Source organism: Ruegeria sp. H9 (genome assembly GCF_056532915.1).
This window is the reverse complement of record NZ_JBQFNX010000002.1, coordinates 198839-218075: the sequence shown is the minus strand read 5'-3', so window position 1 is coordinate 218075 and position 19237 is coordinate 198839. Positions and strand designations below refer to the sequence as shown.

The 19237-nt window shown below is 56.3% G+C and carries 14 protein-coding genes; 9 read left to right on the top strand and 5 right to left on the bottom strand.

What is annotated here, in order from left to right; all coding sequences use genetic code 11:
- Nucleotides 1-5: 5 nt before the first annotated feature.
- Nucleotides 6-761, bottom strand: a complete 756-nt coding sequence (locus tag ACR0CZ_RS09625; RefSeq protein WP_480544462.1) for an OB-fold-containig protein — start codon at nucleotides 759-761, stop codon at nucleotides 6-8.
- A 167-nt stretch (nucleotides 762-928) separates the two neighbouring features.
- On the bottom strand, nucleotides 929-1855 hold the full coding sequence (locus ACR0CZ_RS09620) for a hypothetical protein (protein ID WP_170393330.1): 927 nt from the start codon (nucleotides 1853-1855) through the stop codon (nucleotides 929-931).
- Between the two features lie 210 nt (nucleotides 1856-2065).
- Between ACR0CZ_RS09620 and metG the strand changes: the two genes are divergently transcribed.
- From metG to ACR0CZ_RS09605, 3 genes are all read left to right on the top strand, one after another.
- Nucleotides 2066-3784 (top strand): methionine--tRNA ligase, encoded by a 1719-nt coding sequence (metG, locus tag ACR0CZ_RS09615; RefSeq protein ID WP_170393331.1) that lies wholly within the window; start codon nucleotides 2066-2068, stop codon nucleotides 3782-3784.
- A gap of 291 nt (nucleotides 3785-4075) precedes the next feature.
- On the top strand, nucleotides 4076-5257 hold the full coding sequence (locus ACR0CZ_RS09610) for an efflux RND transporter periplasmic adaptor subunit (RefSeq protein WP_170393332.1): 1182 nt from the start codon (nucleotides 4076-4078) through the stop codon (nucleotides 5255-5257).
- On the top strand, nucleotides 5257-8394 hold the full coding sequence (locus ACR0CZ_RS09605; RefSeq protein ID WP_170465452.1) for an efflux RND transporter permease subunit: 3138 nt from the start codon (nucleotides 5257-5259) through the stop codon (nucleotides 8392-8394). Before ACR0CZ_RS09610 ends, ACR0CZ_RS09605 begins: the two co-directional genes overlap by 1 nt.
- Nucleotides 8395-8472: 78 nt before the next feature.
- On the opposite strand, the gene glpD is transcribed toward ACR0CZ_RS09605, so the two are convergent.
- Nucleotides 8473-10050: a glycerol-3-phosphate dehydrogenase gene (glpD, locus tag ACR0CZ_RS09600; protein ID WP_170465454.1), complete on the bottom strand. Its 1578-nt coding sequence runs from the start codon at nucleotides 10048-10050 to the stop codon at nucleotides 8473-8475.
- A gap of 190 nt (nucleotides 10051-10240) precedes the next feature.
- Here glpD and ACR0CZ_RS09595 point away from each other — a divergent pair, with 190 nt between their 5' ends.
- From ACR0CZ_RS09595 to ACR0CZ_RS09580, 4 genes are all read left to right on the top strand, one after another.
- Nucleotides 10241-10999: a DeoR/GlpR family DNA-binding transcription regulator gene (locus ACR0CZ_RS09595; protein ID WP_170393335.1), complete on the top strand. Its 759-nt coding sequence runs from the start codon at nucleotides 10241-10243 to the stop codon at nucleotides 10997-10999.
- A gap of 89 nt (nucleotides 11000-11088) precedes the next feature.
- The gene (locus ACR0CZ_RS09590) at nucleotides 11089-11451 is read left to right on the top strand and encodes a DUF3302 domain-containing protein (protein WP_170393336.1); all 363 of its coding nucleotides are present in this window, start codon (nucleotides 11089-11091) and stop codon (nucleotides 11449-11451) included.
- Between the two features lie 21 nt (nucleotides 11452-11472).
- Nucleotides 11473-12618 carry an HlyD family secretion protein gene (locus tag ACR0CZ_RS09585; protein WP_170393337.1) on the top strand — a complete coding sequence of 382 codons (1146 nt, stop codon included), beginning with the start codon at nucleotides 11473-11475 and terminating at the stop codon, nucleotides 12616-12618.
- 11 nt (nucleotides 12619-12629) lie between these two features.
- Nucleotides 12630-14180, top strand: a complete 1551-nt coding sequence (locus ACR0CZ_RS09580; protein ID WP_480503170.1) for an efflux transporter outer membrane subunit — start codon at nucleotides 12630-12632, stop codon at nucleotides 14178-14180.
- A 3-nt stretch (nucleotides 14181-14183) separates the two neighbouring features.
- Here ACR0CZ_RS09580 and mprF read toward each other — a convergent pair whose 3' ends face one another.
- Both mprF and ACR0CZ_RS09570 read right to left on the bottom strand, forming a co-directional pair.
- Complete coding sequence (mprF, locus tag ACR0CZ_RS09575; protein WP_170393339.1) at nucleotides 14184-16790, bottom strand: bifunctional lysylphosphatidylglycerol flippase/synthetase MprF; 2607 nt, start codon at nucleotides 16788-16790, stop codon at nucleotides 14184-14186.
- 91 nt (nucleotides 16791-16881) lie between these two features.
- Nucleotides 16882-17310 carry an Lrp/AsnC family transcriptional regulator gene (locus ACR0CZ_RS09570; RefSeq protein WP_170393340.1) on the bottom strand — a complete coding sequence of 143 codons (429 nt, stop codon included), beginning with the start codon at nucleotides 17308-17310 and terminating at the stop codon, nucleotides 16882-16884.
- Between the two features lie 86 nt (nucleotides 17311-17396).
- Between ACR0CZ_RS09570 and rocF the strand changes: the two genes are divergently transcribed.
- Together rocF and ctlX are read left to right on the top strand one after the other, a co-directional pair.
- Nucleotides 17397-18317: an arginase gene (gene rocF / locus ACR0CZ_RS09565; protein ID WP_170393341.1), complete on the top strand. Its 921-nt coding sequence runs from the start codon at nucleotides 17397-17399 to the stop codon at nucleotides 18315-18317.
- On the top strand, nucleotides 18317-19237 hold the full coding sequence (gene ctlX, locus ACR0CZ_RS09560; protein WP_170393342.1) for a citrulline utilization hydrolase CtlX: 921 nt from the start codon (nucleotides 18317-18319) through the stop codon (nucleotides 19235-19237). Before rocF ends, ctlX begins: the two co-directional genes overlap by 1 nt.

Sequence of the window (19237 nt, the reverse complement as noted above, 5' to 3'; positions counted from 1 at the left end):
TTTGGTTAAACTGACATGCGAACCAGAACGAACCGGTCGCGCCGTCGATCACGCAGAACAAGGACTTCTGTTCCCTGCTCCAGCGCATCTTTGTCCTGCAACGGCTCTGCGCGAAGGTAGTGCGTGTTGCCAAAGCGATCCATAACGCGGACTTCGGCTGGACGGCCTCGCGATGCGATACCCTGAGTGATCACGCCACGGCGGCGGGCCAGCATCCGTTCCGACATCGCTTCGGTTTCGGTTTTGGGCAGGAGGCGAGCGAAGACACCACCAAAGCCACGTGCGAACCATAGGCCGAATACTCCGGCCGGAATCGCGGCCAACCATGCAGGTAAGTCAAAGCCCAGCAGATCACGCAGCGCTAGTTGCAGGCCTATGCCACTCAGGCCGAAACCAGCCAGCAGCACAACGAGCCAGATCATGAATGGCATCTTGCCAATGCCCAACCAGCCAAACGGGCCGACGGGCGTAGCCGCAGGCACATCGGTTTCAATTTCGGCCAGTTCCAAGTCACTCAGATCGATGTCGGCGTCGATATCCAGATCAAAGTCGACGACGTCCAGATCGGGCGCGTCGACCATGTCCAGATCAACCTCGCCCTCGCCTGCCAGAAGACTTCCCCCGAAAACCAATGCGATCAGTTCAAGGCCCAGAAGACCGAACAGAAGCGCAAGCGCCAAGGTAAAGGGCACAAATGCGCCCTCTAGTAAAAAGTCAAACATCAGCAGATTGCCCTCGTTATTGTATACTTTTGTATACATTTTAAATGGGAAGTCATTGCTACAATTTCAAGAGGTTGTGATTCTGTGTTTCAACCTGAGGTTATTTACATCCAAATGTCAGTTACAATCTGCAACCATGACATTAAGCTCAATTTCTTTCGCCCGTGCGAAACGTATTACCTGTTCACACCTGCTGGAGTAATTCTCTAATCGGTGGGCTTTGGCGGTGGTGCCGGGATCATTTCATCCAGGATCGATCCCGCCTCATATCCCAGCAGGTCAACCCGCATCCGTTCAGGGTCCCCGAACACCCATGCACCAACATGCCTCTGCATTCGAACGTATCCGGCGTATCCGGCCAACGCGTCGTTCCCGTGTGCGTTCTCAGCGAACAGAACCTGCCCGGCAGCAACCTTTTCCGGCATCACGCGCTGTAGGTACAGTAGCACGACATTGACGTCTTTGACGCTGGAGCCGCCGTGATGCACCACATACATCTTGGCCCACTCCTCTTCGCTTATGGCTGCGCGTGCATCGGACACGGCGGTATGAAGTGCGTTCAACTCCGCACGTGCAGATTTCTCCATATTCTCTGCCCAGATGGGCCGCATGTCGTTGATCACCTGCGAAACCGTTTCACGTGTGATCTGATCCTTGTCGAGTGCACCTTGAGCAAATGCCCGGGCTGTTTCGAGCATTTTGCGCTGGCTCGCCAAGTCGTCCTTGGCTATGTCCAGTTCGTCCAATGCCGCAAGAAATACATCTATCTCATTGATGATAATTGCAAACTCCGCCTTCCAGCGCTCATCATCGGTATTTTCATCAGGCCATGGAGTCACCGCCCCGATCAATCCCAACACAACATGCGACGTGGACTTCAGATGTTGATAGGTTGGCGCATCCCTTGGATAGCTCGCCTCTCCGTCTTCGGTCATGACTGTGACATCACGTGCGATAATCATGACGGGCCGGGTTTCAGCCGTCAGCGCATCCTGGCCTCGGTGAAAGATCGAGAGCATAGCGTGGTCAAAAGCATGCACCGGATCATCTGTGGCGCTCTGGTCGGCGATGGCGCTGGCGGTAAATACAATAGCTGCAACGGCGGCACAGCAGCCCATCCATAAACTCTGCATAATGAAATTCCCCCTAAGCTGGGTTCTCCTGATCATCATACACCATTGGTACGCACGGGGCGAAATCGCTGACGAACGCGACACAAACTCCCGGGAATGCACGAAGTCGCGTAGTAATACCCGTTAAATTCAAGCGGGTATGAATGCGGGCTTTTGCTTACTGGCCACATAAGGTAGACGGGCGCGCAGACAGATACGTGGAAGCGCATTATGGCCCGAATTCTCATCACCTCGGCGATCCCTTACATCAACGGGATCAAACATCTCGGCAACCTGATCGGCTCGCAATTGCCTGCCGATCTGTACGCTCGCTATCAGCGCGGCCGGGGCAATGAGGTCATGTTCCTGTGTGCAACCGACGAGCACGGCACCCCGGCCGAGCTGGCCGCCGCCAAAGCGGGCAAACCTGTGGCTGAATATTGCGCTGATATGTACGCAGTACAGGCCGATATCGCCAAGCGCTTTGGCCTGAGCTTTGATCACTTTGGCCGCTCGTCCAGCGATCAGAACCGTAAACTGACCCAGCATTTCGCTGGCAAACTGGATGAAGCCGGGCTGATCCGGGAAGTCAGCGAAAAGCAGGTTTACTCCAACGCCGATGGCCGTTTTCTGCCCGACCGCTATATCGAAGGCACTTGCCCCAATTGCGGTTACGAGCGCGCGCGCGGCGACCAGTGCGAAAATTGTACCAAGCAGCTAGACCCGACCGACCTGATCGAGCCCCGCAGCGCGATCAGCGGCTCGACCGATCTTGAGGTGCGTGAGACCAAGCACCTGTATTTGCGTCAATCCGCAATGAAAGATCAGTTGGACGCGTGGATTGACAGCAAGACAGACTGGCCGATCCTGACAACCTCGATCGCCAAGAAATGGCTGCATGATGGCGACGGCCTGCAGGATCGCGGCATTACCCGCGATCTGGATTGGGGTGTACCAGTCAAGAAAGGTGATCAAGATTGGCCCGGCATGGAAGGCAAAGTCTTCTATGTCTGGTTCGATGCCCCCATTGAATACATCGCCTGCGCCAAGGAATGGGCCGACGCCAATGGCAAGTCTGATGCCGATTGGGAACGTTGGTGGCGTACCGACAAAGGCGCAGAAGATGTGCGTTACGTTCAGTTCATGGGCAAGGACAATGTGCCCTTCCACACCCTGTCTTTCCCGGCCACCATTCTGGGATCGGGCGAGCCCTGGAAGATGGTCGACCACCTGAAATCATTCAACTACCTGAACTATGATGGCGGCCAGTTCTCGACCTCGCAGGGTCGTGGCGTGTTTATGGATCAGGCGCTGGACATTCTGCCCGCCGATTACTGGCGCTGGTGGCTGTTGAGCCATGCGCCAGAAAGCAGCGACAGCGAGTTCACATGGGAGAACTTCCAGCAGTCGGTGAACAAAGATCTTGCGGATGTTCTGGGTAACTTTGTCAGCCGGATCACTAAGTTCTGCCGCTCGAAATTCGGTGAAGCAGTGCCCGAAGGTGGTGCGTATGGCGAACGTGAACAGACCCTGATTGCTGAGCTTACTAGCCGAGTACGTGCCTACGAAGGCCACATGGAAGCGATGGAAGTGCGCAAATCCGCGCAAGAGCTGCGAGCGATCTGGGTCGCTGGCAACGAGTATCTGCAGGCTGCCGCACCATGGTCTACCTTTAAGGAAGATCCTGCGCAGGCTGCGGCGCAGGTGCGGCTGGGGCTGAACCTGATCCGCCTCTATGCAGTTCTGAGCGCGCCGTTCATTCCCGATGCGTCTGCAAAAATGCTTAGTGCGATGAACACACTCGATACCAGCTGGCCCGAAGATGTCGATGCCGCGCTGCGCGCCCTGCCCGCTGGCCATGAATTTTCGGTTCCCGACGTGCTGTTTGCCAAAATCACGGACGAACAGCGCGAAGGCTGGCAGAATCGGTTTGCGGGAACGCGTGAATAACAACAAAATTCGATTTATGAATGCCGCAGCGGAGCCCTGAAGCCTCTCCGCTGCTGGTTTTTGGCAGAGAAAATTCGCCCGCCCCTATTGTCATCGGGCAGGTAAACGCCTGCGGATGCAGGCTAAGTCTGCAGACTGGAAAGAAATTTCGGGTCGATTCTTGCCAACGCATTACCTCAACACGCTTGAGAAACTGCGTCAAACCCGCCATCCTGCCTATAAAATCAATCGACTCATCCGGGGGTTTCTGTTGCCCGGTTGTGCAATCTTTACTTTGAACGAGGCGCCAACATGTCCCTTGCATTTAAGAAGCCAGCACTCCGCCCACGCGGCTATTTCAGGGCACTAGGCGTTTCTGCCGCTTTGTTTGCATGTTCCAGCCTGCCTCAGATAGCGGTCGCGCAGGATCAGGGTGATGCCCCTGCGCCCAAGGTGTCGATCGCCGCAGCTTATACCGAAGAGATCACCGATCAGGCCACCTTCATTGGACGGGCCGAGGCAATCGACAAGGTCGATATTATCGCGCGCGTCAGTGGTTTCCTGGACAGCCAGAACGTCGACGATGGCTCTCCGGTGAATGAGGATGACCTGCTATTCACGATCGAACCTGATCTTTACGAAGCCACGCTTGAGGCGCGTAAAGCCGATCTGGATCGGGCGCAGGCAAACCTTGAACTGGCCAAAGTCGATCTCGCCCGCAAGGAAGAGCTGTATAAGCGCGACGCTACACCGGAATCAGAACGTGACATTGCCCGAGCCAATGAACTGGTCGCCGAGGCCGAGGTCAAAGCCGCCAATGCAGCGATCCAACAGGCCGAGCTTGATCTGAGCTACACACAGATCCACGCCCCGTTTTCGGGCCGCATCGGCCGCGTGGAAACCAGTGTCGGTGATGTTGTGGGCCCCAACAATCCGCCGCTTGTCACCCTGGTCAGCGAAGCCCCCATCTATGTGAATTTTTCGTTGAATGAGAAGCAGTTCACGTCGGTTCTTGAACAATTTGGCGAAGACCCGGCCACGCTAGCTGAAAGCAGCCAAAGCCCGAATGTTCATGTGACTCTGCCGAACGGTACTGAGCTGGATGAAACCGGCGAAATCATTTTTGTCGACAACCGCATAGATCCGCTGACCGGCGCCATTACGATCACGGCTCAATTCGACAATGCCAAGCGTCTGCTCGTTGATGGTGCCTTCGTGAACGTTCAGATCGAAGCGCTTGAGCCGACGCTGCAGGTATTGATCCCTCAAGCAGCGCTGCAGCGTGATCAGCGCGGCGAATTCGTTCTGGTCGTCAATGACAAGCAGATGGTTGAACAACGCTATATCACAACCGGAGATACCGTGGATTCGGCGATTATCGTCACAGATGGCCTGCGCGAAGGCGAAAGCGTCATCGTCGAAGGCCTGCAACGCGTGCGCCCCGGCGTCGCCGTTGATGCAGTCGTTGCGTCCGAGCAGCCGGAGAATAACTGATGTTCTCAGCCCTGTTTATCAGCCGGCCCAAGCTGGCGCTTGTCATTTCGCTGGTCCTGACCATTTTGGGCGGGATCGGTTATCTGGTTCTGCCGGTTGCGCAGTTTCCCGATATCACGCCGCCGGTGGTCAGCGTAACGGCCACCTATACAGGTGCAAATGCCGAAACCGTGGAAAACACCGTGGCCGCCCCGATCGAGGCGCAGGTCAACGGAGTGGACGACATGATCTACATGACGTCGACCTCATCGGATAACGGTTCGTATTCGTTGAACGTTACGTTCGAGGTGGGCACCGACCCCGATATCGCCTCGGTCAACGTACAGAACCGTGTGGCACAGGCGATGGCATCGCTGCCGTCCGAAGTGACTTCATCCGGTGTTGTCACGCAAAAAGCGTCAACCAACATGTTGTTGCTGGTCACGCTGACCTCGCCCAATGGCACATATGACAGTGTGTTCCTGTCGAACTATGCCTCAATCAACTTGAAAGACGCTCTGGCGCGGGTTCAGGGCGTGGGTAAAGCGGATGTTCTGACCAATCTGGAATACGCCATGCGGATCTGGATGGATCCGGACAAGATGGCCGCGCTGTCAATCACTCCGGGTGATGTGATCAATGCCATCCGCGAACAGAATATCGAAGTCTCTGCGGGCTCAATCGGGTCGCCTCCTGTGCCTGAAGGACAAACCTTTCAGTACACGATCAAGACCAAAGGCCGCCTGACCTCGGCCGATGAATTCGGAGATATTGTAATCCGTACAGGCGAAGCCGGTGCGATCGTGCGCGTCAAAGACATTGCGCGGGTTGAATTGGGGGCGCAGTTCTATTCCGCCTCGGGCTATTTCGAAAGCGTTCCTGCGACCGTTATCGGCATCTATCAGGCCCCCGGCGCAAACGCCCTTGCGGTGTCCGAACGCGTTGAGGCCGAACTTGAGCGCCTGTCACGGTCCTTTCCCACAGATGTCGAATACGATGTTCCATTCAATACGACGGATTTCGTGGAACAGTCGCTCAATGACGTGGTCTCGACCCTCATCCTGACATTCATATTGGTGATCACAGTTGTGTTCATCTTCCTTGGCAGTTGGCGGGCGACGATCATTCCTGCGGTGGCAATTCCGGTCTCATTGATCGGGACATTTGCCTTCCTGCTGGCTTTTGGCATGTCGCTGAACACGATCTCTCTGTTCGCGCTCGTGCTGGCCATCGGGATCGTTGTGGATGACGCCATCGTTGTGGTGGAAAACGTCGAGCGTATCATCGCCGACGAAGGCCTATCCCCTGCCGAAGCGACCCGCAAAGCCATGGGTCAGATCACCGGCCCCGTGATCGCAACCACGTTGGTACTGCTGGCCGTGTTCGTGCCGGTGACGTTCATGCCCGGCATATCCGGGCGATTGTATTCGCAGTTTGCCGTCACGATCTCGACCGCTGTTGTGATCTCGTCGATCAACGCTCTGACGCTTTCACCGGCCCTTTGCGGGCTGGTGCTGCGGGCGCGTTCAGGACCGCCCAAGGGGCTGCTGGCCGTGTTCGAGGGATTTATCGGCGGCATGCGCAGCGGCTATGTCGCCATTGTGCGGAAGCTACTGATCCTGCCAGTCATTTCGATTGGGATCATTGCGGCCTTCGCGGCGGGCACCGGGACCATTATGGGCAACACGTCCAAAGGGTTTATTCCGCTGGAAGACAATGGATATCTGTTCGTTGATATCCAGCTTCCCGACGCAGCGACTCTTGAGCGGACCGAAGCGGTTTCCGCCCGGATCGATGAACAGATTCAGCAGATCCCGGGTGTGGCCAGTACCGTTCTGGTCAATGGGTTCTCGCTGTTGAACGGGACCACTACCAATGGCGCAGCCATCTTTGTCAACCTGACCAACTGGGAAGAGCGGCAGGAACCCGAGCTCAGTGCGGATGCGATCCTGAACCAGGTTCTGGCGATTGCATATGGTGAGTCTGCCGCATCGATTGTTGCGTTCAACCCGCCACCCATTCAGGGCCTTGGTATGTCTGCAGGGGTTGAAATGGAAGTGCAGCAGACCGGTGGCGGCTCGCCGCAGGATCTGGCCTCGGCCGTTGGGTCTTATGTTTATGCCGCAAACCAGCGGCCTGAGATTGCGCAAGCCTATACCACTTTCCGCGCGAACGTGCCGCAATTGTTTGTCGATCTGGATCGGGAAAAGGCCAAAACCCTGCAAGTCTCGGTGGCCGAGATTTTCCAGACCATGCAAGCGCAGCTTGGCTCGTATTACGTAAATGATTTCAACCTGTTTGGTCGTGTCTACCGCGTAATGATCCAGGCCGAAGGCTCGTATCGGAATAAGGTCGATGATATCTCAGAGCTTTATGTACGTTCCACCAAAGGCGAGATGGTACCGCTTGGCACGCTGATCGATATCGAGAACGTGCTGGGTCCGGTCCTGCTAAAGCGGCATAACCTGTTCCGCTCGGCCACTGTAACAGCGGTTCCGGCACCGGGGCTCTCCACCGGGGACGCCATCAATGTCATGACCGAGGAGTCGGCGACCGCCCTGCCCCCCGGCTATGCCTATGAATGGACCGGAACGGCGCAGCAGCAGCTGGCCTCGGGCGGTCTGGTCGTGGTGATCCTTGGGTTGGCGATCCTGTTTGGGTACCTGTTCCTTGTCGGCCAATATGAAAGTTGGACGATGCCCGTTTCGATCCTAATGTCGGTGACCGTGGCCTTGTTCGGTGCCGTCGCAGCGGTGGCAATCGTTGGCAGCGACATCAACCTCTACACGCAGATCGGGATGATCATGCTTGTCGGGCTTGCGTCAAAGAACGGGATTCTGATCGTCGAATTCGCGATGGAGCAAAGGGCCAAGGGGCTGTCAATCAAGGAGGCCGCGGCCGAAGCCGCATATCAGCGTTTCCGCGCTGTGATGATGACCGCCCTGTCCTTCCTTTTGGGCGTGGTTCCCCTGCTGGCCGCGAACGGGGCCGGAGCTGCCAGCCAGAAGGCCATCGGCGTTGCCGTGTTCGGCGGTATGCTGGCAGCCACTCTGTTCGGGGTCATTCTGGTTCCCGTCCTGTACGCTGTGATGCAGAGCCTGCGCGAGTGGGTCAAAGGCAGCAAGAACGATCCGGAACCGTCAGAGGAAGCTGCGTAGGGCCGGCATTGAAATCGAAATACGCTCCGCACATCTGCGGGGCGTTTCTTTTTTTGCACGGATCAACCGATCCGCGCGCTAGTCAGTTAACCGTTTGGCCATCCAGTCGTCTATCCGGCCGATCTGCTCGAGGCTGAGCCTTAGACCCAGCTTATTGCGCCGCCACACGACATCCTGAGCGGTGCGCGCGTATTCCTTGTCCATCAGCCAAACCAGTTCGGCCTCGGTCAACGTCGCGCCGAAATCGTCACCCAGATCGCTCTGATCTTTTGCCGGACCCAGAAGGTCCCAGGTCTCGGTGCCATAGGCCCGGATCAATCGACGGGCCCAAAAATCGGTCAGGAACGGGTACTCCGCCATCAGTTTCCCGATCAAATCCTGCACGCCGTCGACCGGAAAATCCCCGCCGGGCAATGGGACGCCTGCGGTCCATGGTCCGCCAAGATCCGGGAAATGCTCTCCAATCTTCTCCAGCGCGCTTTCCGCGAGGCGTCTGTAGGTGGTGATTTTACCACCAAAGACATTCAACACCGGAGCCCCGCTCTCGGCATCAACTTTCAGCGTGTAATCGCGGGTAGCCGCCGTGGCACTGCTTGCGCCGTCATCATATAGCGGACGGACGCCTGAATAGGTCCAGACAATATCTTCACGGGTAACGGGCTTCGCGAAGTAATTCGATGCGAAAGCGCACAGATACTCCTGCTCGGCCTCGGTACATACCGGAGGCTCGGAGGGGTCAGAATGATCCTGATCCGTGGTTCCGATCAAGGTAAAATCCTGCTCGTACGGGATCGCAAAGATGATGCGCCCGTCTTCGCCCTGAAAGAAATAGCACTTGTCATGGTCAAACAGCTTGGGTGTCACGATATGGCTGCCACGTACCAGACGGACGCCTTCTCGGGAATTGACCCGGATCTTGGTCTGGATGATGTCACCTACCCAAGGTCCGCCCGCATTGATCAACATCTTCGCAAGGACGGTTTCGGTCTTGCCGCTATCCCGATCCCGAATCGTAACCTGCCACAGTTCATCGATCCGCTCAGCCGAAAGAACCTCGGTCCTGACCATGATCTTGGCCCCGCGTGCCTCGGCATCGCGGGCGTTCAGGACCACCAGCCGCGAATCCTCGACCCAGCAGTCCGAGTATTCATAGGCGGTTTCAAATTTGTCTTGCAGCGGAGCCCCCTCGGGTGCTGCGCGCAGGTTCAGCGAACGTGTGCCCGGCAGGATTTTGCGACCGCCCAGATTGTCATACAAAAACAGGCCAAGCCGTATTAGCCAGGCAGGACGACGCCCGCGCATCCATGGCATCACCGTACTGAGCAACCGTGAGGTCGGCGTTTCAGAGTCAAAACGCATATCGGCGTGATAGGGCAGCACGAAACGCATGGGCCAACTGATATGGGGCATAGCGCGCAGTAAGGTCTCGCGTTCGACCAGCGCTTCACGCACCAAACGAAATTCAAAAAATTCCAGGTACCGTAGCCCGCCATGAAACAGTTTGGTCGAGGCTGACGACGTCGCCGAGGCCAGATCGTTCATTTCAGCCAAGGTGACCGATAGGCCCCGACCTGCCGCATCACGTGCGATACCGCACCCATTTATACCCCCGCCGATCACAAAAAGATCGGTAACTTGGCTGCTGTCCGATGACATATCCAATTGATTCCCCAACGTGGCAGTTTCAAGCGCATTAGCAGTATGATGGTTCGTATCGTCAACTTTATTTTTCGATAATGTTCGTTTTTAGCTGAAACAACGAGTATTAATAAGTGCAACTAACGAATTCCCTTGCTTAACCGCAAAATTAGAACAAAAACGAATACACCGGAACTCAGGACCGCCCATGTCACTATCATTTCGCCAATCGGACATTCTTTTAGTCGCCGAGCAACAGGGCCGCGTTACTGTCGAAGGACTGGCCGAGCGCTTTCAGGTGACGGTTCAAACCATTCGCCGTGACCTGACTGAACTGTCAGAAGCTGGTAAGTTGGATCGGGTTCACGGGGGTGCCGTTCTGCGTTCTGGCGTGTCTAATATTGGATACGAAGACCGGCGCGCCCTGAACCATGAAGCCAAGACACGCATCGCTGAACGCTGCGCGGCCGACATCCCCGAGGGCAGCTCGATCTTTATGAACATAGGCACCTCGACCGAGGCCGTTGCCCGCCAATTGCTGAAACACAAAAACCTAATGGTCGTGACCAACAATATGAACGTTGCCAATATCCTGGCCGATAACCCCGATTGCCAGATCGTCGTTGCAGGCGGTGTGCTGCGCAGATCAGATAGTGGGTTGGTCGGGAATCTTGCGGTCTCGACCATCCGCCAGTTCAAATTCGATCACGCGATTATCGGCTGTTCCGCATTGGATGCGGATGGGGATCTAATGGATTTCGATCTCCAAGAAGTACTGGTCAGTCAAACTATCATTGAACAAGCCCGGCAGATCAGCCTAGTAGCGGATGCTTCAAAGTTTCAGCGCACCGCGCCCGCACGCATCGCCTCATTATCCGATGTTGATATGGTTTATACCGATCTACCGCTACCCGGCGACCTCCATCAGAAGTGCATAGACTGGAACACCAAAATTATTGAATGCTGATGCATCCTTCCGATCAGCCAGAAAGTGATTGATTAGCTGGACAACAGCGCCCGAGGATGGAACAGTTTCCAACAACAGGAGGCGCGAGCATGGGACTTTTGGGGCAGCCGCTGGGCTACTATGACTATCTGACATTTGTGGCACTTATCTTGCTGCTGGCAGCGGTGATGGCGTTGTTTCTATTCATAATGGGCCTGCCCGGACGTATCGCGATCAAACGCAATCACCCCCATGCCGAAGCGGTCAAGATCATGGGATGGATGGGATTTTTGGCGATTGTCCCTTGGGTGCATGCCTTTATCTGGGCGTTTCACGACGGCGTCACCGTCGACATGCGCCGCGGCCCTGATGAAGAACGCAAGGCCATAAGGGATGAAATCAAGCGTCTGGGCGGTACAGTCAAACCGGAATACCAGGACCCACTTGATACCGACGAAACAAAGCAAGCCTAAGGCCAAAGGAATTCAGCACTCATGTTCGTCGCCCTAGGCATCACGCTTTTCTACATTATTTTTGTCTGGTTCATCTTCTTCAAGGTGCAATGGCTGAAATTCAACATCATGTGGGGGATCGTCTCATTCTGGGTCGGCGCTCATCTACTGCTGATCTTTTTGGTCGCGCTGCGCTTCTTTCAGCCCTTTTCCGTCGACAGCCACGTCGTGCGCTCAACAATCCAGATTGTTCCGCGCCTGACACAGCCCACAATCCTGTCCGAGGTTTTGGTCGAGCCCAACACCTGGGTCACTAAGGGCGATCCACTGTATAAGTTCGACGACACGGTGTTTTCGCTGGCCGTGGACAAGGCGAATGCACAGCTGGTGGCGGCGCAGCAAAACGCGAAGATCCTTGAACAGGATGTCATCGCCGCTGGTGAAGCGGTCGAACGCGCGAACGCGCAGCTGGCCTATGCGCTGACCGAACAAGCGCGATACGAGAACCTCGTTCCCGCCGGGGGCGCCCGCCAGGATGAACTTGACCGCTGGAACGAACAGGTCGCGGAAGATCAGGCGAAGATTAAGGAAGCTCAGGCCAATCTTGAGAAGGCCAACCTTGCGCTGGATTCGCAGATCGACGGCGTGAATACCGGCATTATTGAGGCTGAGGCGCAGCTGGCCGAGGCCGAGTATTTTCTCGACAACACAACGATCTATGCCCCCGAAAATGGCATGATCGTTTCGCAACAGGCCCGCCCGGGGATGGTTGTGGGGGAAATTCGTCTGGGTGCCATTGCCAGCTTTGTCACCGAAGAAGACCCCTATATTCTAGCCACCTTCCGCCAGCAGAACCTGAAATTTGTCGAGGTCGGCCAACCGGTCGAAGTTGCTCTGGACCTCTATCCCGGAGAAATTCTGACCGGCAAGGTTGAGGCGGTCTGGTGGGCCACACGTCAGGGCCAATACTTGCCCTCAGGCCGCCTGCCCGGCTTTGAGCTGCCAAAACTGCCCGGTCGGATCGCTGTTCAGATCTCGGTCGATGTGCCTGAGGGGCATACTTTTCCTGCAGGTGGCCACGCTGCGGTGGCGATTTACACCGGCATGGGAAAAAGCTTTGAATTTCTGAGGCGCATCAACATTCGCCTCTATTCCTTCGCCAACTTCATCCGGCCACTGGATATCTGAGGATGCGTACGATGACACTCCGCCGGTTGTTAGGCACTGCCCTTTGCGCCGCTACCCTCACCGCCTGTACGCCGGTGGGGCCTGATTTTGTGCGCCCCAACTCTCCGGTCGTGAAGCAATGGATGGAGGTCAACAACCCCAGCGCGGGCCAGAGCGGCCTGACCTCGCGCAGCGCCCCGGTTGTGCGCTGGTGGGAAACGTTCAATGATCCGACGCTGAACAAACTGATCGCCGAAGCCTATGCGCAGAACCTGACCTTACAGGTCGCAGGTGCCCGCGTACTTCAGGCCCGCGCGCAACTTGGTATCGCATTCGGAGAGCTCTACCCGCAATCGCAGGCCGTGGGCGGTTCGCTCCAACGCCGACAGATCAGCGACAATCTTGGACCGATTTCGGACATCCGGCGGATCATTCCCTTGGACACCGAATTCTCGACTTCGCAAGTTGGGTTTGATGCGCAATGGGAACTGGACGTATGGGGCCAGCAACGTCGCGGCGTACAGGCCGCGCGATCGAACCTGGCACTGCAGGTTGCTAATTATGACGACGCACTGGTCACGCTGACCGGGGACGTAGCGGCGCTTTATATCAACATCCGTTCGTTGCAAGAGGCTCTGCGCATCGCGCGGGAAAACATCACGATTCAGCAGGCATCGGCAGACCTCACTCAGCTGCGCTTCAACAACGGCGTTACAACCGAGTTAGATGTTCAGGAATCAACTGCTCTGCTCAACAACACCAAGGCACTCGTGCCCGAATTGGAAAGCGATATTCAACAGGCCAAGAACGCGCTGGCCGTTCTATTGGGCAAAACCCCTTCCCAGATGGCGGGCTTGATTGGAAATTCAGGGCGTATTCCCACTGGGCGCAGCAACGTGGCCGTGGGTGTGCCTGCCGAATTGCTGCGGCGGCGGCCCGACGTCCGCGCCGCCGAGTTGGCGGCAGCCACCCAATCGGCGCAGGTCGGGATCGCGTTAGCTGATCTCTATCCGCAGTTCATTCTGTCGGGTGCGATCGGTTTGCAGGCCTCGGGTGGGCGCGATCTGTTCAGCACCAACAGCGCCACAGGATTGGCTAGCGCAGGCGTTGTCTGGAATGTCCTGAATTATGGCCGCATTAAGAACAATGTCCGCGCGCAGGATGCCGCCTATCAAGCGTTGATCGCCAATTACCAGAACACTGTGCTGACCGCCTATTCCGAGGTCGAAAGCGCGATGGTTGCTTACGCACAGGCGCGCAAACAGGTCACCTTTTATCAGCGCAGCGTCGAAGCTTCGCGCAAGGCGGCTGAAATCGCGGTCGATCAGTACCGAGACGGCATCGCCAGCTATTCGCGTATCCTGAACACGCAGACCGCGCTATTACGATCGCAGGCGAACCTGATCGAGGCCCGGCAGGAGGTCTCTTCGAATCTGGTCGCGATCTACAAAGGTCTGGGTGGTGGTTGGCAGATTCGGCAGAATCAGGAATTCCTACCCGAGACGGTGCTGGCCGAGATGGCCTATCGCACCGATTGGGGTGATCTGTTGGAGAAAACGCCAACACGCGCCAGCTTGAACTAAGGCCTATTTCGTCAACCCGCGCAGGCCACCCGAGATCAGGATGTTAACTTCGTAGAGGATACGTGGCGCGGCCAACCCGCCGGGGCTGGCTAGATAGTTGGGGCTCCATTCCGGATCGAATTTCTGCTTGAAGGTGCGCAGGCCTTCGAAGTGGTAGAATTGTTCGCCATGTTCATAAACGAACCCACCGATCCGATTCCAAAGCGAGGCCAACTGCCGGTTTTCGATCCCTGAAAATGGCGCAGCACCCAGTGAGAACCAGTGGAATCCCTGCTCGGACCCCCAGACCATCATCTCAGCAAACAGCGCATCCATGACAAAGCTGGGGCTGTCCGGTTCATAACGCATCAAATCCAGAGACAGTTCGGATTTGTTTCCGCCTTGAAACAGGTTCGCAAAGGCCATGATCTTGCCCGTCTCATCCCGCAGAACCGCATGGTCGAAATAAGAAAGGTAGGCATCATCAAAGCCGCCCAAGGCAAAACCCTTTTCCTCACCTGCCTTTTGCGCCAACCAATCGTCCGAGATCTGACGAAGTTCGGGCAACACCGGTGCAAGCTGTTCTTTGGGGATAATTTCGAACTTGTACCCCTCACGCTCAGCCCTGTTCTTCGCCTGCCGGAACCGTTTGCGCGATTTTCCGTCCAGCGAAAAATTCTGCAGCGGTACGCGGGCCACTTCTCCGATCTTCAGGATCGATAGGCCGAGGTCCAGGAATGTCGGCAGATATTTGGTCGATACACTGTAAAACGCACAAAGCTTGCCTTCGCGATCGGCCATTTCTCGCAATTGCCAGATCAGTTGCTGCCCCGCTTGCTCATCACCCACAGGCTCTCCTTTGGTGATCAGCGCATTGCCAGTATCGGCATAGGCAAGGAATGCGGTTTCGTCAGGCGAGATCAGGAATTGCTTATCACCCGTCAGTGAAATCTGAGATTCGGTGTCTTCGCTCTCCATCACGAGACGTTCGACAACTTCGGGGATTTCAGTCCTAACCGGCGCGGGGATTTCACGGCCGAACAGCGAGTTCACCGCCACGATGCCAACGATCACGGCCACCACGAGGCTGGACCGCAGGAATCGCGAGGCATCTCCACTCCAGGCAAAGTCCCACCACAGCGCGTTTTGATATTCGACATGGGAATAAGCGAACAATCCAATCCAGAAAATCACCGCCAGCAACGCGACGACGCTGACCAGCCAAGGGATATTTAGCCGAAAAATAGATGCACCGCTTACCCGGTAAAACGCACCCCGAAACATCGCCAAAAGGCCAATCGTGAACAGCAATGAAAGGGCTTCATGCGTATCAAGCCCTTTGGCGAGCGAGGCGAAGAAACCCGCCACCATCAAAAGCATGGCAACAACCCATGCCCGATAGAGCTTGCGGAATAGGCCACGTGAGACAAGCAGCAGAAGTACACCCACGGCGCTGCCTGCAAGATGAGATGCCTCGACAAATGACAAAGGCAAAACCTCTCGCAGTACGCCAAGGTTCTGCGTACTGGAAGGCAAAGCCCCTGAAACCAACAGGATAACTCCTGCCACAGCCGCGACGCCGGCAGCCACCATCGGGACAATGGGGCGAATTGCGCGATAGACCCAAGTGACCGCGCCCCCGATGCGATGGCGCTGTGTCAGCACCGACGCGACCGCGATCGACAGGCTGGCGATGGCAAACGGAAGGAACGTATAGACCAGTCGGTAGAGCAGAAGCGCAGCGATCACATCAGACCGGCCCGACGCCCCTAGACCAGCGATCAGAGTGGCTTCGAACACACCGATTCCACCCGGTGCATGGCTAAGGATACCCACCGCTATTGCGCCTATATAGACCGCGAAGAAATACGGGTAGCCAACCCCCAGATCGTCCGGCATGAGCACATACAGCGCCATTGAAGCGCCGAACAGATCGCCTACCGCCGCGATTGTCAGCAGACTTGCCAGCTTGCCGCCCGGCAGGTTGAACCCAAACCCGCCATAGGCCAATCGCCGCCCTCCGCTTGAAAGCCAGACAAACAAGACCGCAAGCCCCGCCAACATGCTCAGACCGATCACAGTTTCCGTCGTTTCACTGATCGGCAGGACCTTGGAAATGCCATCCGGGTGTATTGTAAGCAACAGGCCCAAAAGCAGGATCAGTCCCATCCAGAACGCCACCCAAGAGGTCGCGATCACCCCGGCCACGCGGCCAAGATCAAGCCCCAGCGACGCATAGATACGGTATCGGATCGCGGTGCCGGTGATATAGGAGAATCCCAGGCAGTTCGATACCGCATAGCCGCTTGCTCCGGCCATCCCTGCGACGGGCAAAGGCACTTTTCCATCGGCGACGCTCTGCACGGCAAGCACATCGTAGAACGAAAGCGACAGAAAACTGAAAGCCGTCCAGCACATCGCAAAAAACATGAATTTCCATGGTTTCGCTGCGATATCGCTTTGGATATCTGACCATTTCACATGCGCAGAGAGGTCATGCAGAACCGCAAGCGCGATTCCTGTAATCAGCAACGGAACCGCAATCTTGACCAGCGGCTTTTCCAACAGCCCTGTCACATACTCGGCCAGACGTACGGCGCGTGTCTCTTCCGTTGTCGGCTGTGTCGTCATTCCGTTCGCCCCTGCCCCGCGATCCTCAGATCAGTGTCAATTCAAAGCTTTGCACGAATTTTCCATCCGGCAAAGGGCCTAGGCCAACGCGTCACGAGCGTCCCTTGCGTGTCGAGAGCAACAGATTGGTCTCAGATCGTGTGACACCCTCCATCCGACGGATCTGGAACAGGACTTCATCAAGCTCATCCAGTGTATCGGTTCCGATCTCTGCGATCAGATCCCAACTTCCATTGGTTGAGTGCACCGCCCGAACCTGACGCATCGCAGCGATCCGCGATCTGATCCGCTCGGTCCCGCGGCCTGCGATCTCAAGCATCATCAATCCACGAACAGGGCTTTCCGATACGCCCTGCCGTGTCACAACGGTAAAGCCGACGATTTCGCCAGACTGCTGAAGCCGCTTTAGTCGGCTGCGCACGGTTGTTCGGGTCACCCCGAGCAGTTCAGCCAGTTCCGACAATGATGCCCGAGCGTCCCTGTGCAGTGCGTTCAATAAGCGATTGTCCAGTTCGTCCATGCGTGATTACCAAATCGGAATTAGCCAATTCACTTTGACCAATTTGATCTCTTTTCTCAACTCATATCGTATCGATAGATAGACTTATGAGCAAAATGAACATCATTCTCGCCGGAGCGCCTATGGATGCCGGCAAACACCGCCAAGGCTGTCGGATGGGTCCAGATGCCTATCGGGTCGCGGGTCTCGCCCAAGCGCTGTCAGATCTCGGGCATTCTGTGTCGGACATCGGTGACACGCGACCAGATGCCGTCGACATGTCGGAAGACACCCATCTATTCTCGTTACCGGAATGCGTTGGCTGGACACAGGCGCTGAGCCGCACGGCTCAGGAAGCCGCGCTTGAAGGCCTTCCTATTTTCATGGGCGGTGATCACGCCCTGTCGATGGGCACAGTGGCAGGAATGGCGGCACATGCGAACCGTATCGGGCGCCCTCTGTTCGTGCTCTGGTTAGATGCACATAGTGATTTCCATACGCCCAGCAGTACGGCCAGCGGTAATTTGCATGGAACGCCGGTCGCTTATTTCACTGGCCAGTCAGGCTTTGACGCCTTTCCACCGCTGATATCGCCGATCCCAACGGATCGCGTCGGTATGATCGGTCTGCGCTCGGTCGATCCCGCCGAACGTGCGGCGTTGGAAAAAGATCACGCGATGCTGGCCGATATGCGTAGCATCGACGAGCACGGGATCAAGGCACCCCTACTGGCCTTCCTTGATAAAGTACGCGCAGCAAACGGCATCCTGCATGTCTCGCTGGATGTAGATTTCCTTGACCCGTCGATCGCACCAGCCGTCGGCACCACTGTCCCCGGCGGTGCCACCGAACGTGAGGCCCATCTGGTCATGGAATTGCTGCATGAAAGCGGTCTCGTTTGTTCGCTGGATCTAGTTGAACTGAACCCATTCCTGGATGAGCGCGGCCGAACCGCAAAACTGATGGTCGATCTTGCAGCCTCGCTGATGGGTCGTCGCATCTTCGATCGCCCAACCCGGAGCTTCTGATGATTTCTCTTCAATCTCCTTCAGCTGTCGTGATGGTGCGCCCGCACGCATTTGCGTCGAATCCTGAAACCCGCGACGACAATGCATTTCAAACACTGGCAAATCGATCTGCTGCAGCGACGTCTGCTGCCGCGCGGGATGAGCATGACAAAGCAGTAGAACAGCTTCGCGCTGCTGGTGTGACCGTTCATGTGTTTGACGACGAAGGCGAACGTGACACCCCCGACAGCGTGTTCCCAAACAACTGGTTTTCGACCCATCCAGGCGGTCATGTCGCTGTTTATCCGATGTTCGTTCCATCGCGCAGACGCGAAAGACGCTCAGATGTAATTGAGTTACTGAAGAGGGAATATCGAGTGCAAGACGTCATCGACTATTCCGGCCTCGAACAGGACGACCTCGCGCTTGAGGGCACGGGCGCAATGGTTCTGGATCACGTGGGCCGTATTGCCTACACTGTTCGATCCAACCGCGCCGATCCGGTGTTGTTGGAGCGTTTCTGTACGCATTTCAACTATGAGCCGATTGCCTTTGATGCAAAGGACGCTGAAGGCCGTGATGTCTATCACACCAATGTCCTGATGGGGATCGGCACGCACTACGCCCTTATCTGTTTGGACATGATTTCCAACCCAGAACGTCGGGCAACAGTTCGGGCACGGCTTGAGGAATCTGGCCGTACTGTCATCGATCTGTCCCATGAGCAGATTGCAGATTTTGCAGGAAACGCGATTGAGCTTAGTGGCAATGATGGTCTTGTCTTGGCGTTGTCCAGCCGAGCGCTACAGGCTCTTACACCTGCTCAAGTCGCGATCATCGAAGCCAGTGCAACTCCGCTGCCGCTCTCGGTTCCCACAATAGAAACAGCCGGTGGATCCGTACGTTGTATGATCGCTGGTATCCATCTTTCCCGCCGATAG

What these genes read in the sequence shown, in the direction of transcription:
- ACR0CZ_RS09625 (WP_480544462.1), bottom strand. Translation starts at nt 761, where the DNA reads ATGTATACAAAAGTATACAATAACGAGGGCAATCTGCTGATGTTTGAC.
- ACR0CZ_RS09620 (WP_170393330.1), bottom strand. Translation starts at nt 1,855, where the DNA reads ATGCAGAGTTTATGGATGGGCTGCTGTGCCGCCGTTGCAGCTATTGTA.
- metG (WP_170393331.1), top strand. Translation starts at nt 2,066, where the DNA reads ATGGCCCGAATTCTCATCACCTCGGCGATCCCTTACATCAACGGGATC.
- ACR0CZ_RS09610 (WP_170393332.1), top strand. Translation starts at nt 4,076, where the DNA reads ATGTCCCTTGCATTTAAGAAGCCAGCACTCCGCCCACGCGGCTATTTC.
- ACR0CZ_RS09605 (WP_170465452.1), top strand. Translation starts at nt 5,257, where the DNA reads ATGTTCTCAGCCCTGTTTATCAGCCGGCCCAAGCTGGCGCTTGTCATT.
- glpD (WP_170465454.1), bottom strand. Translation starts at nt 10,050, where the DNA reads ATGTCATCGGACAGCAGCCAAGTTACCGATCTTTTTGTGATCGGCGGG.
- ACR0CZ_RS09595 (WP_170393335.1), top strand. Translation starts at nt 10,241, where the DNA reads ATGTCACTATCATTTCGCCAATCGGACATTCTTTTAGTCGCCGAGCAA.
- ACR0CZ_RS09590 (WP_170393336.1), top strand. Translation starts at nt 11,089, where the DNA reads ATGGGACTTTTGGGGCAGCCGCTGGGCTACTATGACTATCTGACATTT.
- ACR0CZ_RS09585 (WP_170393337.1), top strand. Translation starts at nt 11,473, where the DNA reads ATGTTCGTCGCCCTAGGCATCACGCTTTTCTACATTATTTTTGTCTGG.
- ACR0CZ_RS09580 (WP_480503170.1), top strand. Translation starts at nt 12,630, where the DNA reads ATGACACTCCGCCGGTTGTTAGGCACTGCCCTTTGCGCCGCTACCCTC.
- mprF (WP_170393339.1), bottom strand. Translation starts at nt 16,790, where the DNA reads ATGACGACACAGCCGACAACGGAAGAGACACGCGCCGTACGTCTGGCC.
- ACR0CZ_RS09570 (WP_170393340.1), bottom strand. Translation starts at nt 17,310, where the DNA reads ATGGACGAACTGGACAATCGCTTATTGAACGCACTGCACAGGGACGCT.
- rocF (WP_170393341.1), top strand. Translation starts at nt 17,397, where the DNA reads ATGAGCAAAATGAACATCATTCTCGCCGGAGCGCCTATGGATGCCGGC.
- ctlX (WP_170393342.1), top strand. Translation starts at nt 18,317, where the DNA reads ATGATTTCTCTTCAATCTCCTTCAGCTGTCGTGATGGTGCGCCCGCAC.